Consider the following 16,193-nt stretch of genomic DNA (forward strand, 5'->3'; position numbering starts at 1 on the left):
AAATGTATTCCAAACTAGAGAGCGAAAGTTGGCAAAAATTTAATTGAAATTATGCCTGCGCTAGCCCAAGTTGTGATTTTAAATTTTAAGGATTTTTCATGCCTATCATTAGGTCCTCTAGTGTTTGTTTATTTCTATATGGTTTTTCGTTTTGCGCTCTTGGAAATGATGTTGTATCAACATCTATGGCCCAAACCGGCTTCTCTGGCTTACTTCGTACCCCTCATGCAGAGGTATTACCTTTCGGTGATGTAAGCTTAAATTACCAAGTTGAAGACAATATCGTTAAAGATGCTTATTACTATCAAGGTGCCCATAAAACGTTATTACTTGGTTTGGGTATTTTTCCCTACACCGAGTTTACTGTACAAAATACCTTTAAGCGCTTTAATGGTGAAACAGGCTGGAACTCAGAGCACTCTAGCGATCTTTCTTTCTCCGCTAAGTACGATTTCGGGCACTTTATACCGCAAGAATGGTTTAGTCTTGTGCTAGGTTTTCAAGATTACGGCGGTGCTGCGACACATCATAAGAATGCCTATGCTGTTGCATCTAAATCATTATTCGGTTTTCGAGCTTCGGCTGGCTGGGGGCAGGGCTCTGATAAAAACCAAATGGGTATTGATTATTTAGATGGTCCATTTGGTGGTATTGAGTACCAAGCGTTTGATTGGTTGCAACTAGTTTCTGACTATGATGGCACAGGGGTTAATGCCGGTGTTAAGTTATTTACGCCAAATGATCTACTGCCTTATGGTTGGCAGGCTAACTTAACTTGGCAAGCTTATTCTAATTCCGATACCGTAAATCGTGATAATCAGTGGGTTGGTTTAGGCCTACGAATGCCGTTATCAGGCAGTAATAAGGCAGAAAGATACAGTGATAATGCCGTACAAGCTTGGGTTGATGAACGTTCAGTGGCAGAACTACAGGCTGCCCATAAAGTCAGTACTTCAAAAGAGCAATCGCAGCAATGGCAAGGCGATGTGCCTAATCGTGATGTGGTTGCGCTTTTGTCTGCTGAGTTGGCTGAGCAAGGCTTTGAAAATATCAGTGTTGCGCTAGAGGACGGCTCTTTAAAGTTAGCCTTTGAAAATAATGTATTCAACTGGAATGAGTTAGATGGCTTAGGCGTCGCTTTAGGTGTATTGTCTACGTTGCATAATGGCAGTTTTGACGTCTATCTATTAAACAATAAGGTTCCAGTATTGCAGGTGAGCGGTAATGCTGAAACCTACCGTGCATTCCTTAACAGCAAGGGGAATTACCCCAGTAAAGATCATGGCTTAACTTTTTCAACGGTAAATTTATCCAGTGCGATGTCTGCAGTGGCTTGGCAGCAGCCTCACTATAATAACGGCGCATATCGCGCGCGGTTAATTTTGGCTCCCAGTTTTTACTCTACCGTCGGTACCGAAATGGGCGTGATGGATTACTCTTTGGCATTGTCGACCAACCTCCAAATGCAACTTTGGCAAGGAGGAGCGTTAGATGTTCGCCATTTGTTGCCATTAATGCACTCTGATGATTATGCTGACGGTGAATATTTTGCCAACTCTCGTCACAAAAGTGAGATTGACCGCGCCTTAGTGCATCAAGCGTTTGGTTTACCCAATAATATCCTGACGCAGTTTAGTGCAGGTTTGGTTCGTCGCCATTTTGTTGGTGCGATGAATGAAACGCGTTGGCAATCAGCCAAGGGTAACCATCGTTTTTCAGCTGAATTAGGTTACCTAGATCACAATGAAAAAAATCTCACAGCAACACCAATGTTAATCAACTATCGTTATTACGTTGAAAAGTTAGATTGGGCGTTGGAAGCGGGCGGTGGTGAGTATTGGTATGGCGATAAAGGCTTTACTTTAGCCTCAAAACACTGGTTTGGCGACACCTCGGTGACGATTAAATATCAAGACACAGATGAAAAATTTGCAGGCTTGTCGTTTTCAGTCCCCATCACCCTAACTAAGGATATGAATCCTTCTTATGTGCAGGTGCGCGGAATTGATGAGTGGTCGCTGAGTTATCGAACTATGGTAGGTAATGATGCATGTAACTGTTTAAATGGTTCAATGGCCACGACCACAGGTTTGCAACATAATTTGGCTAGAGTGTATGACAACCGGGATAGGCTGTCGGATGCTTATGTAAGAACGAATATAATGAGGTTGAAATCTGCTTACTGGCAGTATGCACAGTAGTGTTTATTTCAATCTGGAACGCATTCATTTAATGATCAAGCCTAAAGTTATGAGCTGGTTATTATTTTGAAAATAAAAATGGTCTAATTTTGTTTTTTTTTGGTCATTTTTTTGTCACTATGGTGGCGTTTAATCTAAGCTGTTGTATAGCAGCTTACAACTCCCTGCTATATCTATTTATTAACTAACAATTTGTTAGAGGAAACTATGAAATTAACAAAAATTGCTCTGTTTGTCGGTGCTGCTACTATCGGTTTAGTAGGCTGTGGCGGCGGTGGCGGTAGTGCTGCAACAACTGCACAAGTTACAGCTATTGATAACTACCTTAAATTGGCAACAGTAACCTTAACTTGTGGTGATGATAAAGTTCAATACACATCTACTACTAATGAACTAGGTCAAGCTAACTTCACTGATCCAGCGATTAAAATGGAAGAGTGTACAACTAAAGTAACTCACACCGACCTAACTCGCGATATCGATGAACCAGATACAGCATGGACTGGTACTCTTTGGGCGCCAAAAGGTAAAAGTGTTGCTAACGCATTTACTACTTTATACGTTCAATACCAACTAGCTGGTGTTGATGAAGCAACGATCATTGATCAAATTATCGCTGACTTAGATCCTACTGGTACGCTAGGTTTAACAGCTGACACTATGTTTGCTGACTTTGGTACGAACTCTGGCGCTAAAAAAGTTGAGCTTCTTAAGCTTTCTAACTCACTTTTCCATGCTTTAGATTCAGTTATCAAGCAAGTTGGTGCTAACCCAGCTGCTCTTAAAGCTGCGCTTAAAAACACATCACAAATTGTTGGTAAGCAAGTTTCTGAACAAGTTAACCTAGCTAAAAACCTAGGTACTAACTTAGACAATGTAAAAATTGTTGTTAATGTTATTGTTAATGCTGACGGCTCTTTAAAGTCTTCAACTACGACTACTGTTGACCTACCAGGTAAAGATGGCGGCACTAAGCCTGAGCCATCTACAGGTACAGGTACAGGTACAGGTACTGACGGCGGCGGCGGTACTGGCGCTTAATTTAAACTAGCTTTCTAGTTTATTGTGAAAATGGCCCCTAGTGGGCCATTTTTTATACTCGCTGGAAATTAGTTCGTTGTTTTGTGTGAGATTCGCGCTGGTTTGACAAAAAAAACTGGACTCGTTTATCGCAAATACGTAGACTTCGCAGCGCTAACATTTGCACCCGTAGCTCAGCTGGATAGAGCGTTGCCCTCCGGAGGCAAAGGTCACAGGTTCGACTCCTGTCGGGTGCGCCACGTTAGTAGGTAGTAACATTGCATAATTAATGCAACAGCGGCGGATGTAGCTCAGTTGGTAGAGCCCCGGATTGTGATTCCGGTTGTCGCGGGTTCAATCCCCGTCATTCGCCCCATTTCTTATTAGCCTCCTTTCTTTGACTCTTACCCCTCGTTCCAAGTAAAGAAATGTAAAACCCTGAACCAATTTTGCTAAAAGCCAGTATTATTAGGTATATGCTTTTTGCTGTGAAGTCAGGATGACCCGAAAAACTGCCTACTTATATACATTAACGCTTTCTTTTGGTTTGCTTGGTTGTAGCTTACAAGCTCCGCAGCAAGTTGAGTTACTGCCACCGATTGCGGCTAACTGGTCTGTTGGGCATCAAAATGCACCTGTTGCGGCTCAATTTATGCCGCAGTTAAAAGCCTTGTCGGGACTTCATAAGTTAGTACTGCAGGGGTTAGAAAAAAATCCTGCGCTGTTACAAAGCCAAGCTAAAGTCGATGCCAGCATGGCGCTGTTAAAGCAGCAGCAAGCGCAGCGTTGGCCGCAAATAAGCGCCTATTTGTCAGGTCGTCGCCAAGATAATGGCCAATCTATTACTGACAATACGCAACTAGGGATAGATGCGAGCTGGGAGCTGGATATATGGGGTAAGCTTGACGACGCCAGTCGTGCGGCATTACTTGATGCCAGCTCGCAACTTAACTTATTAAAGCAGCAACAACTTGAGCTAACGGCAACGATTGCGCAGCAGTGGTTTAATTTACTCGCTGCGCAGCGTCAGTATGAGCTGATTCATCAACGCCGCATTAACCTTGCAAACAATTTACTGATCATTGAAGAGGGTTATCAAGCAGGGCTTAATGGCTCGCTAGATGTGTTCTTAGCGCGCGCAGATGTTGCTGGGGCGCAAAGCTCTGAAGCGGCAAAAGCTGACGAAATAAAACAAGCCAGTCGCGCTTTGCAGTTAAGCTTAGGCGAGTATCCAACGGGCACTTTACGGGCAGACGGTACATTCAGCTTGAATTTAGATCAGCTGCCGGCGGGATTGCCATCGCAAATACTACAACGTCGACCCGATATTCAAGGGGCGCAAGATACCTTAAGCGCCGCCAATGCCCGCATTTCCGTGGCTTATAAAGAAAAATTTCCTAGTCTTAAGCTAACATCGGGTGTGGGTAGCAGCTCGCCTGAGCTTAATGAGCTGTTGCGTGCTGACAGTCTGTTATGGAATTTATTTGCTAATTTGAGCACCCCTTTGTTTAACGCCGGTTTACTTGAAGCGAGGCAACAGCAGCAAGAGGCATTAGCCTTAGCGGCAGCGGCGAATTTACAAGTGACGGTGCTGAATGCTTTTCAGCAGGTAGAAGCGGCTTTATCTAAGGAAGTAACCTTAGTTGAGCAACTAGATAAAGTCAGCGTAGCAGCGCAAAACTCACTGCTCGCGGAAGAGCTGGCTTTTGAGCAATACCAAGGTGGCCTAGTGGACTATGTTACTGTGCTAGAGGCGCAGCGACGCTCCTTTGATAGCCAAAGCGCGCGGATCAACATACGTAATCAAAGGCTGCAAAACCGCATTGAACTACTACTCGCCCTTGGCGGCGATCCTGAAACCCTGCCTCGGACAACTTCACCAACAAACCAAGAGAGCGCCAACTGATGCCTACCGCCCCTTTATCTTCGCGTCCGTTGTGGGCAAAAATAGTGCGATTTATCTTACCCGTGTTAGTGCTGTTGGTTGCGGGCTATGTTGCTTGGTACCTTGCCACCCATCGACCGCAGGCGCAAACGCGTCCGCCGGCTAAGCCTCCGGTTGTCAATGTGCAAGTGTTACCTTTAGTGTCACAAGCCTATCAGGTGAATATTAATAGCTTTGGTACGATTCAGCCGCGCAGCCAAGGGGCCTTGGTGAGCCAAGTGTCGGGAAGTATCACTAAGGTGAGCCCTAATTTTGTGGTGGGCGGTTTTTTTGAACAAGATGAAGTGCTGATTGAGGTCGATAATCGAGACTACTTAGCCGCGTTGCAAATAGCTGAAGCCGCATTAATTCAAGCTAGGTTAGAGCTTACTCAAGAGCAAGCCAAGGTCGAGCAGGCGAAGCGTGATTGGCAGCGTTTAGGTAAAGGTAAGCCGACTGAGCTGGTGTTACGCAAACCTCAATTGGCTGCAGCGCAGGCTAATGTTGCGTCTGCTAAAGCAAGGTTGGCACAAGCGCAGCTTGATTTAGAGCGCACCCAAATTAAAGCGCCTTATGCCGGGCGTTTGTTAACCAAGCAGGTGGATCTTGGTCAGTTTGTTGGCGCTGGCGCTAGCTTGGCCGATATTTACGCGGTGGATTATGTTGAGGTGCGCTTACCCCTTAATGAACAGCAGCAAGCGTTGGTGAGTTTGCCAGAGTTGTTTCGTCAACAAAAAAGCTCACCTGAGAGGCCGCAAATTAGCATCAGTGCGCAGTTTGGTCGTAATAGCTATAGCTGGCAAGGTGAAATAGAGCGTACCGAAGGGGCGTTAGATGCAAACAGTCGCCAGCTTTATGCCATTGCGCGCATTGATGATCCATATGGCCGACAAAATCAAGACAAGCCACCCTTGAAAATAGGTCAATTTGTTGATGCCCAAATCCAAGGTAAATCGTTAGAGCAGGTGATGGTATTACCACGCAATGCGGTTTATCAGGGTAACCAAGTGATCGTGTTTCAAGATGGCGTGTTACAGCGCAAAACCGTTGCCGTGATTTGGGCCGACAGTGACTCGTTTATTGTTGATGGAGGTCTAAGCGAAGGTGATCTATTAGTGACTACGCCGCTGGGCAATATCGTGTCAGGCACCCGCGCTAAATTGGCCGAGGAGCAGCCATAATGCACGGATTGATTCGATGGTTTACCCATAACCACGTTGCCGCCAATTTATTGATGGCACTGATCTTACTGCTGGGTCTACACGCTTTAACCCAGCGGATCCCGCTAGAAGTCTTCCCTGAGTTTGAGCTGGACTTAGTCAGTGTTAATGTCGCGCTACCCGGTGCAACGCCTGCTGAAGCGGAAGAGAGCTTAGCGATCCCAATAGAAGAAGCTATTTTAGACATTGAAGGCATTAAGCAAATCACCTCCATGTCAGCGGAAGGCGCGGCGCGCGTGTCGATTGAAGTTGCGTCTGGCTATGATACCTATCGAATCAAAGATGAGATAAAAAACCGTATTGATGCCTTAAATACTCTGCCAAATAGTGCCGAACGCCCTGTTATTAGCCAAACCTTACACCAACGTGAAGTGATCAGTGTCACCCTGTCAGCTCAGCTTAGTGAGCGTGAACTAAAAGTTTTAGGTGAGCGGGTAAGGGATGATATTCAAAACATTGAGGGCATTTCTCATGTCACCTTAGAGTCGGTGCGCCCTTATGAAATATCCATCGAAGTGTCTGAGCAAACCCTACGCCAATATAATTTAACCATGGCACAAGTGAGCAGTGCGGTGCAGCAAAGCTCGCTCGATTTATCTGGTGGTAGCATTAAAACGCTGGGCGGCGAGATCTTACTGCGCACTAAGGGGCAAGCATATCAAGGCCGTGAGTTTGGCGATATCGTCGTGCGCACAGGCGCGGATGGCAGCCGTTTGCTATTGTCAGATATTGCTGTGATCAAAGATGGTTTCGATGAAACGCCAATCCAGGCAAGGTTTAACGGTGAGCCAGCAGTGATTATTGAGGTTTATCGTGTTGGCCAACAAAGTGCCATTGACGTTGCTAATAAGGTTAAAGATTATATCGAGCAAGTAAGGCCTACCTTACCTGTTGGCGTGAGTATTGATTACTGGCGTGACAGTTCTAAGGTAGTGAAGGCCCGCCTGAAAACCCTGACCGATAGCGCCTTACAGGGCTGTATTTTAGTGATTATTTTGCTGGCCTTATTCTTACGACCTTCCATTGCGTTTTGGGTCACGATGGGCATACCGGTTAGTTTTATGGGCGGTTTGTTAGTGATGCCGATGCTGGGTATTACCTTAAACGTTATTTCATTGTTTGCCTTTATTATGGTGCTGGGGATCTTGGTGGATGACGCCATTGTGACCGGTGAAAACGTGTATGCCCATCAACAACGCGGCGCTACGCCACTGCAGGCGGCAATTGTCGGGACTCAAGAAGTATCAGTGCCGGTGACCTTTGGTATTTTAACCACCATAGCCGCATTTGCGCCGCTGGCGATGATTGAGGGCGTTCGCGGGCAAATATTTGCGCAGATCCCTTTGGTAGTGGTGCCGGTGTTATTATTTTCTCTGGTTGAATCTAAGCTTATTTTACCGGCCCATTTAAAGCATGTGCGTTTATATCAGGCTAAACCAAATCGATTTAGTGTTTGGCAGGGTAATTTTGCTGACGGTTTTGAGCGCTTCATTTTACGCTTTTATCGTCCCGTGTTAGCGGCTGTGGTGCATCGCCGTTATCTGTCAATTGCGACCGCTCTGGCGATTGCGTTGGTGGTTTTCACTATGGTCGCCAGTGGTTGGACCCGCTTCGTGTTCTTTCCTCGGGTGCCTTCTGAAACAGTGCGAGCCACGTTAGTGATGCCGGCTGGAACGGCGTTTGCAACAACTGACTTTTATGTCCAAAAAATGCTTGATGGCGTGGCGCAATTACAAGACAAATATCGCGATCCAGTAACAGGCGATAGTGTGATATTAGATGTCTTTGCCACCTCTGGTTCCGATGGCGGCGGAGGCAGTGGCGATACCGCGAAAGGGCGAGTGATGTTTGAATTAGAGCCGCCAGAAACGCGCACCATGGAAATATCTACAAATGAGTTAGTAAAAGAGTGGCGCGCATTAATTGGCCCGGTTCCTGGTGTTGAAAGTTTATCATTTCGGGCTGAAATTGGCCGCGGCGGCGCGCCGTTAGATGTGCAATTGAGTGCCCGAGATTTTAGTACCTTAAAGCCTGCCAGTGACGATCTTAAGCGCAAGTTAGCTGAGTATCCTGGGGTGTTTGATATTGAGGACAGCTTAGCCAAAGGTAAAACCGAGCTGCAGTTAAGCATTAAACCACAGGCGCAGGCACTGGGTTTAACGCTGAGGGATTTAGCCACGCAAGTTAGGCAGGGATTTTTTGGCGATCAAGTGCAGCGCATTCAGCGCGGTCGTGATGATGTAAAAGTGTATGTGCGTTATCCCAAGGCTGAACGAGAGTCGTTATTTCACCTGCAGAATATGTTGATCCGGACTCAATCGGGCACGGCGGTGCCCTTTACTGAGGTGGCCACTGTGACAGTGCTGCAAAGCCCAGCCAGTATTACCCGTAAAGATCGTAAGCGGGTGATTAATATTACTGCTGATGTGAATAAAGAAACCGCTGATATTGAAGCCATTAAGCGAGACTTGTCGGCGTTTTTGCTGGAGTTAAAGCAACAATACCCAGACTTAAGTTATAGCTTAGAAGGGGAAGCGAAAGAGCAAAGCGAATCCTTTACGAGTTTAGCCATAGGTTTAGTGTTTGTACTATTTGCGATTTATGCGCTGCTGGCGATCCCATTTAAATCTTATACTCAGCCATTTGTGGTGATGTCGGTGATCCCTTTCGGCGCTATTGGTGCCATTATGGGGCATTGGATCATGGGCATGCCCCTCACTATTATGTCAATGATGGGCATGCTTGCCTTAACCGGAGTGGTGGTCAATGATTCCTTGGTGCTGGTGGATTATATTAACCGCCAACGCAGCAAAGGCATGGCGGTTAAGACCGCGGTGCGCCGCGCGGGTGTGGCGCGCTTTAGGGCTGTGATTTTAACCTCAATTACTACTTTTGCCGGATTAATGCCGCTGATATTTGATCAATCAACCCAAGCGCAATTTTTAATCCCAATGGCGGTTTCATTGGGCTTTGGTATTATTTTTGCTACCGCCATTACTTTGCTGTTGGTGCCGGTTAATTATTTATTGCTGGAAGACCTTAAATTGGCCGCTCATCGCTTACATAGGAATGTATTGGCTCGCTCAACAGCGTTTAGTTAACTTAGTGGCAAGGTATAACAATGCGAAAACCACAACCTCCTGTTGGTGGTCGGTAGTGGCTTATTTCACCTTTCAGGCCTTGTGTAATCAAGTTATACACTAAGTTAAGGCCGAGCCCTTTACGGCCTTCGCCTCTCGCGCTGGTGAAAAAAGGATCGTAAATACTAGCCACTATAGCGGGGTCAATTCCGCCGCCATTATCTTCAAACTGAATTTCACAGCTGTTTCCGACTAACACCGCAGAGACTTTAATTATCTCTTGATCTTGGTTGTCAAAACCATGCTCCAGTGAGTTTAACACTAAGTCTTCTAGTATTTGCGCCAGCATCCAAGAGTCGGCTTTTATCTCCGCTTTATCGGGAGTAACCTGAATTACTAAACTAACGTGCTGTGGTTTGTTGTAATGGGAGATAGCGAGTTTTAGAGCTTGCTTTAACCAAGTATTCAGCTGTATTGATTCGATATTACTGGCACTATTACTGACCACTGAAAGGCGTTTAAATTGAGTGACAAGGTCAGCCATTTTAGAAATATTGGTATTAATGATGTCGTAGCCTTCCAAGCCATTTTGAATCACTTGAGTAAGGCGAGATTTAGACACTTTACCAGCGGCGAGATCACTATTTAACTCATTGAGTAATTCAGGTTGCAGGCTAGCCGCTGTTTTAATAATGCCGAGTGGTGTGTTGAGCTCATGTGCCATGCCAATAACAAGGTGATTAAGGGCGCGGTGCTTTTCCGCTTCCATCAGATCTTGCTGTGTTTCGGTGAGATCTTGTAATGCTTTCTCTAAGCGTAAGGTTTTTTCGTTGAGGGACGCAGTGCGGTTGAGCACTTTCTCTTCCAACTCACTGTTGATTTTTTCTAAATCAAGCTGTGCTTGGGTGAGTTCCGCGGTACGAATCAGAATGCGATTTTCGAGCTCTTCATTAAGCTGATATAGTGACTGCTCGGCGTGTTTGAGCTTGATAAACTCACCTAGTAAGGAGCCAAATAAGCGTAGTATATGGCTTTGGTAGGTTTGAAATGGTTTATGCTTAAGCAGGTTGTCACAGGCTATCCAGCCAATAACGTCATCTTTATCCCAAATGGCGATAGCTGCATTCCAGCCTTTGCCAACGGTTGCGACTTCCCCGGGAGTGTCAGTAAATTCATATAAATCTTGATCATGCCAAACGCAAACTTTACCGCGCGTTGACATTTCTCGGATCACTTTTTTGACATCCTCCCGCATGGGTGATGCGTAGTCAGCTTCACTGCGGATATTGCCCAAGTCGTCGGTGCCCCAAGTGCCGAACATCCAATCGCGCTCTTTATCGATCATTAGGATGCCCATGCGATCGATTTCAAGTTGTTCAATACAGGCAGTAACTGCTAAACGGTACAGTTCATCAAGGGTTTGCGCTTGGGATAAATTAATGGATATTTCGTGTAATAAAAATAGCTGGTGGTAAAAGGCCTTAGACTGATCAGTATTGTCTAATAATTCGCTAGATGCATCATCTGAGTAGGTGATCAGTCTTGCCATTAATTTTCCTAATGAAATTGCCTTGGGCTAAGTTTAGGCCAAAAAAAATTGCTTGGTATACTCCTAGCCAGTTGGTTTACTTATTTTTTTATCAATATACGCTCGGTATATGCTAATGCGTGATCCAACGGGACGGGTTTACTGAAATAATAACCTTGGCCAAAATTACACTGATTCGCTACTAAGAAATCGCGCTGCTCCGCGGTTTCTACCCCTTCCGCCACGACTTTTAATTGTAGCTTCTGCGCCATCACTAAAATCGCCTCGGTCAGCTCTTTATCTTCTTTGTTATCGGGTAAGTCCATAATAAATGCGCGGTCTACCTTTAAGGTGCTAATTGGCATAACTTTAAGTTTGCTCAGCGACGAGTGGCCAGTGCCAAAGTCATCAACTGAAATTCCCAAACCAAAGTCACGTAAATTTTTCAATGAACTAACAACTTGCTCAATATTCTCAATTAATAGTGTTTCGGTGATCTCAAGGGTGATGCGGTTAGGGGTAGCATGGTATTGATAAATGATCTGTTTCATCCGCGTGGCCAGTTGCGGGTCCATAAACTGGCGAGCGGATACATTGATTGAAATATGAATGTGCGGCGGGAAGTTAGGCAACGCTTTACAGGCAGCTTCTAACACCCAATAGCCTATTTCGGTAATTAGGTTACTTTGTTCCGCGACTGGAATAAAAGCGTCTGGGAAAATCAGGCCTTTTTCAGGATGCTGCCAACGGATCAAGGCTTCAAACCCGATTGGCTTGCTAGTGGTTAAATCGACAATAGGCTGATAAAACAGCACCAGTTCGCCATTTTTGAGTGCCTTGTTCAGTTCCAGTTCGACCGACAAATTAGACTTAACAAGGGCCTCCATGCTGTTGTTGTAAAACATAAAGCGGCGCTTACCCTTTTGCTTTGCATGGGTCATTGCGAGGTTAGCATGTTGAATTAATACTTCGGCGCTGTTGCCGTCTTGCGGCAGTAAGGCAACGCCTGCAGAAATACTAAATTGCAATTGATGGCCATCAATTGAGATAGGCTGCCCTAGTGTTTTTAATAAGGCTTGTAGCCATATTTCGATGCTTTTTAGACTGGACTGAGGCGGTAAAATAATAGCGAATTCATCTCCACCCGCACGTGTAATGATGTCTTTCTTGCTACATACGTCATGTAAACGGCGAGTGACTTCGAGTAACAGCTCATCTCCGATTTTATTGCCAAAGGCATCATTGAGTCGCTTGAAGTCATCAACCCCCAAATACACCAGCGCCGCGATATGATGTGATTGTTCAATCTCGTTTTGTTGACTTAGTAATTGCAACGTATCGGCTAACTCCAGCTGTAATAAAGTACGATTTTTTAATCCGGTTAGGTTGTCAAAGTAAGCGAGCCGAGAAAGTTTTTTGGTCTGCTTTTCGACTTTTTGTGCTAGTCGTAACGGGTAGCTGGCGAGATTGAAGATAAGAAAGCTAAGTAAAATACTAAGGATAATGGCAATGGCCCAGAGTTTAATCGCGATTAAGTGCTGACTTGGGTATTGCTGCGCGAGTTCTAGTCGCCATTGATTATCGGCGATGAACAGTTCGGTGGTAGCAAAGATATCGCCCTGTAGCTCGGTATTGCCTAGGATTTGTGTGACTGGCTCTCCTAAATGTCGCTGAGTAGTTAGCCTAAATTGAATGTGATGATTTTCCAGTATTTTTAGGTTGTCACTGTTTAACAGCTGCTTAATGGGTATAACAACAGAAGCGAAACCCCAAAATGAGGATCGCCCTTGCGTTTCAATAAAAATCGGCTTGCGACCAATCACGGCGTAATAGCCTTGCACTAAGCGAAAAGGACCTGCCAAGGTGAGTTTTTGCTGTTGAATGGCATGTTGCGCTTCTTCTTTGCGTTGATCTTGCTGCAATATGTTGTGACCGATGGCTTTTTCGTTTCCTTTAAGGGGGTAGATGTGTTCAATGATGCCATTGGGCGCGAGCTGCAAGCTATCAATGCCTTTTATGTGGCGAAATAAATAGGAGGCTTGTTGTGCAAAGTCGATAACTTCGCCCTGATCGTGTTCAATCTGCTTACTTAGCAAATAAGTGGCACTGAGCGAATGATTTATCTGTTGCGAAATAATTTCGGCTTGCTGCTTGGCGATAAGGGTTAATGTAGTGTGTTGTTCTTGGCGCCAGTCATGTTGAATTTGGTTAATGCTGACGGAGCTAAGTGCGATCAATATGGCAAAACTAAACAAGGCAAAAAGTAATGCGGGTCGCTTTAATGAGAATGCTCGCGTGTTAAGTCGCGGAGAAGCCATTGGTAATCCTTTAAATGAACTCTGTAGATTATAGAGCATGAGTTTGAAAGCAGAGTACTTGTTAACATTAAGTTATATCGTTGGTAAAGGCCTCAAATAGTAATTTGTGCTAAAACCAGTAAAAAACTATTTTTAACTGTTTTATTAGTTGTTTATCAAAGTGTGATTGTAATTTCACATTAACAGCGATGCGGAATTCAGGATAATTTTAGTGCTGCTTTAATTTAGTTGTGATGTTCACTCTTGCTAGGTGTTGTTTTTGTGATCGCTCCAGTTATTTAGTGTTGCTTAACAGGCAATTTTTTGACTTTTTGTTAGAGTATGCCTTCTGTGATTCAATCGCCCTGCTGTTAGGAATATAGCTACATGACGGATATTGTAAGTACAAGTACTCAACCTGAGCTAATGGCTCAGCTCCAGCATAAGTACGGTCAGAATATCGTGTTTTACTTGGATCAAAAGGGTGGCGTGGTTTATTTAAATGCAACAGCCAAGCAACAGTTGGGTGAAGCGAGGTCGGTGGTTGAGTTTTTACCGCATTTTAAATCGAGCATTGAGTGGGTGAGTTTTTGGAATCAGGTGCGCTCTAAGGGGTTACTTGATATTTGCCATGAAATGCGGTTACGTGACGGCACTAGTCACTTACAAATTCACTGTCGCTTTGTTGATGAAACTAATGGCTTATTCTGTGAGGCGAACACTGTCCCTATTGCTAGCCAAGAATTAGCCGAGTTGAGCTTATATAAGCGTATTGTGGCTTCTTCTACGGATTTGGTGGCCTATGTTAATCAAGGTTTAATACTTGAGCTAGTTAACCCAAGCTTTGCTCGTTTTTTTGGTTTAGCTGATTACGATCAAAGTCTGCCAGTTGCTGAAGTGTTTGATTTTCAAGTTTTTGACGACCATATTCTGCCGCGCTTACAGCTATGCTTAAAAGGCTCTATTTGCACGCATCAATTTTGGGTGTCGAGTTTAAAAGGTCGACGTTGTTTAGAGATTAACTACACTCCGTTTACTTTATCTTCGGGGCAAATTTGTGGTGTGGTGTTAGATGCGCGAGATATTACCGAGCGTGTGTTGGCTGAGCAAGCGCGAGCGCTGGCGAGTAAAGTGTTCGACAATGCAGCGGAAGCGATTTTAATAGAAGACAGCAAGCAAAGGATTGTATCGGTCAATCAAGCATTTTGCCAAATTACTGGGTATCAACGTAATGAAGTGGTGGGGCGTACTGGGTTACTACTGAGTTCACCGAAAAACGATCCTGTGGTGCTGCGCAAAATGTGGCGTGAGCTGAATCGAGATGGCGTTTGGCGCGGCGAAATATGGGGGCAACGTAAGGATGGTAGTGAATTTCCCGGCTGGTTATCTATTGCGGCGATCCGCGATGGTGAGCGCGATAGGGTGACAAAATATGTGTCACTGTTTTCCGATTTAACTCATAAAAAGCGCAGTGAAGAGCGTATTTGGCGCCAAGCCAACTTTGATTCTTTAACCGGTATTGCGAATCGCCAACGGTTTGAAGTGAGCCTTGAGAAGGCGATGGCCAACCAGCAAACGGGAGTATTACTGTTTTTAGAGTTTGATACGTTTAAGGCAACTAACGACCGTTATGGCCATTCTGTGGGCGACCAGTTGCTGCAAGATATTGCGCTGCGTTTATTAGCCTGTGTACAACCTAATGATACGTGCGCTCGTTTTGGTGGGGCAGAATTTGCGATTTTATTATCGGCGCCGGAAAGTATTTCTCAGCAAACCAAAATTTGTCTTGATCTCCTTGAGCGATTATCAGAAGTGTTTGTAGTCGATAATAAAAATCTGTTTTTAAGCTGTCATATTGGCATTGCTCAAGCTCATGCTGATGCTCTGACTGCCAGCGAGTTGGTCGATAAGGCTTACATGGCCATGAATCAAGCCAAGGTACAGAAGCATTCTCGCTTTCTTCGTTACAGCGCCGAGCTTGAACTTAATACTCAGCTTAAATTGAATTTTGAAAACGAATTACGCCGTGGTTTAAAGCAGCAAGAGTTTGAGCTGGCGTTTCAGCCGATTTTATCAATGCGACCACAAAATATCATTGCTACCGAAGTGTTGCTGCGCTGGCGTCACCCAGAAAAAGGTATCATGAATGCCATTGATTTTCTTGCCGCGGTAGAGGATGCTGATATGTTGCATCCGCTCAATGAATGGATGTGTCAGCAAGCGATGGCGCAATACCAACAATGGCAACAAGAAGGACGCAAGCTTGGTCGTTTAGCTTTGAATATTGCGCATTTACAACTGCAAGACTTAGGCTTTTTCCATTTTTTACAATCGTTAATGACGGAGTATCAAGTCACTCCTGATCAGCTTATTCTTGAGGTAACCGAGCAGTTTATTGTTAATTCTAGTGATGAGGTCATTGCTCAGTTTAAGCGTTTGCAAGAGCAAGGGTTACTGCTGGCCCTTGATGACTTTGGTCGAGGTTATGCGTCTTTGTATTACCTCAAACAATTCCCGTTAAATATTATTAAATTAGAGCGGGTGTTTATTAAAGATATTGAGACTTCTGAGGTTGATTTGTTGCTCGCTGAAAGTAGCATTCAGTTGGCGAGTAAGCTTGGTTTAACTGTGGTTGCAGAAGGCGTTGAAACTCAGTCACATTATGATCTGTTAACGAATTTAGGTTGCGATTGGATGCAAGGTTATTTTGTTAGTGCGCCCCTGCCGTTAGTTGAGTTTGAGTCTTGGTTTACAGATTATCTGAACGCATAAAAAGCGGGGGGTGCGGCCTCCGCTTTACCATCATTGATGCGTGGTGCTACCTATATCAAGTTGCCTCAAAATGCTTGTTCAACGAGAATTTGTAGGCTGTTAGGCGCGACGCTGATTTGAGACATGGTTATTCTACGTTGAAAATCAGTAT

The 16,193-nt window shown here is 44.8% G+C and carries 8 protein-coding genes and 2 tRNA genes; 8 read left to right on the plus strand and 2 right to left on the minus strand.

Annotated elements, in window-relative coordinates; all coding sequences use genetic code 11:
• The first annotated feature begins 185 nt into the window (after window positions 1-185).
• The 7 genes from K6Y31_RS04520 to K6Y31_RS04550 all read left to right on the plus strand — a co-directional run bounded on the left by K6Y31_RS04520 (window position 186) and on the right by K6Y31_RS04550 (window position 9,466).
• Complete coding sequence (locus tag K6Y31_RS04520) at window positions 186-2,201, plus strand: YjbH domain-containing protein (protein ID WP_233051651.1); 2,016 nt, start codon at window positions 186-188, stop codon at window positions 2,199-2,201.
• Window positions 2,202-2,408: 207 nt separating this feature from the next.
• Window positions 2,409-3,242 carry a hypothetical protein gene (locus K6Y31_RS04525; RefSeq protein WP_233051652.1) on the plus strand — a complete coding sequence of 278 codons (834 nt, stop codon included), beginning with the start codon at window positions 2,409-2,411 and terminating at the stop codon, window positions 3,240-3,242.
• 162 nt (window positions 3,243-3,404) lie between these two features.
• Window positions 3,405-3,481, plus strand: a tRNA-Arg gene (locus K6Y31_RS04530).
• 40 nt (window positions 3,482-3,521) lie between these two features.
• Window positions 3,522-3,597, plus strand: a tRNA-His gene (locus K6Y31_RS04535).
• A 123-nt stretch (window positions 3,598-3,720) separates the two neighbouring features.
• Window positions 3,721-5,127 (plus strand): efflux transporter outer membrane subunit, encoded by a 1,407-nt coding sequence (locus K6Y31_RS04540; RefSeq protein WP_233051653.1) that lies wholly within the window; start codon window positions 3,721-3,723, stop codon window positions 5,125-5,127.
• Window positions 5,127-6,326, plus strand: coding sequence for an efflux RND transporter periplasmic adaptor subunit (locus K6Y31_RS04545; protein WP_233051654.1), 1,200 nt, complete (start codon window positions 5,127-5,129; stop codon window positions 6,324-6,326). The genes K6Y31_RS04540 and K6Y31_RS04545 overlap by 1 nt, the downstream gene beginning before the upstream one ends.
• 8 nt (window positions 6,327-6,334) lie before the next feature.
• Window positions 6,335-9,466, plus strand: coding sequence for an efflux RND transporter permease subunit (locus K6Y31_RS04550; RefSeq protein WP_233051684.1), 3,132 nt, complete (start codon window positions 6,335-6,337; stop codon window positions 9,464-9,466).
• Between the two features lies 1 nt (window position 9,467).
• Here the strand turns inward: K6Y31_RS04550 and K6Y31_RS04555 are convergent, their stop codons facing one another.
• Window positions 9,468-10,994, minus strand: coding sequence for a sensor histidine kinase (locus K6Y31_RS04555; RefSeq protein WP_233051655.1), 1,527 nt, complete (start codon window positions 10,992-10,994; stop codon window positions 9,468-9,470).
• Window positions 10,995-11,074: 80 nt separating this feature from the next.
• A complete protein-coding gene (locus K6Y31_RS04560) occupies window positions 11,075-13,291 on the minus strand; it encodes a bifunctional diguanylate cyclase/phosphodiesterase (protein WP_233051656.1) in 2,217 nt (738 codons plus the stop codon).
• Window positions 13,292-13,657: 366 nt separating this feature from the next.
• On the opposite strand from K6Y31_RS04560, the gene K6Y31_RS04565 reads away from it, so the two are divergent.
• Entirely contained in the window at window positions 13,658-16,042 is a 2,385-nt protein-coding gene (locus K6Y31_RS04565; protein WP_233051657.1) for a sensor domain-containing protein, read from the plus strand.
• Window positions 16,043-16,193 lie beyond the last annotated feature (151 nt).

Origin of the sequence: Motilimonas cestriensis, from assembly GCF_021295315.1 — a bacterium.
Taxonomy (GTDB): domain Bacteria; phylum Pseudomonadota; class Gammaproteobacteria; order Enterobacterales; family CBDFNC01; genus Motilimonas; species Motilimonas cestriensis.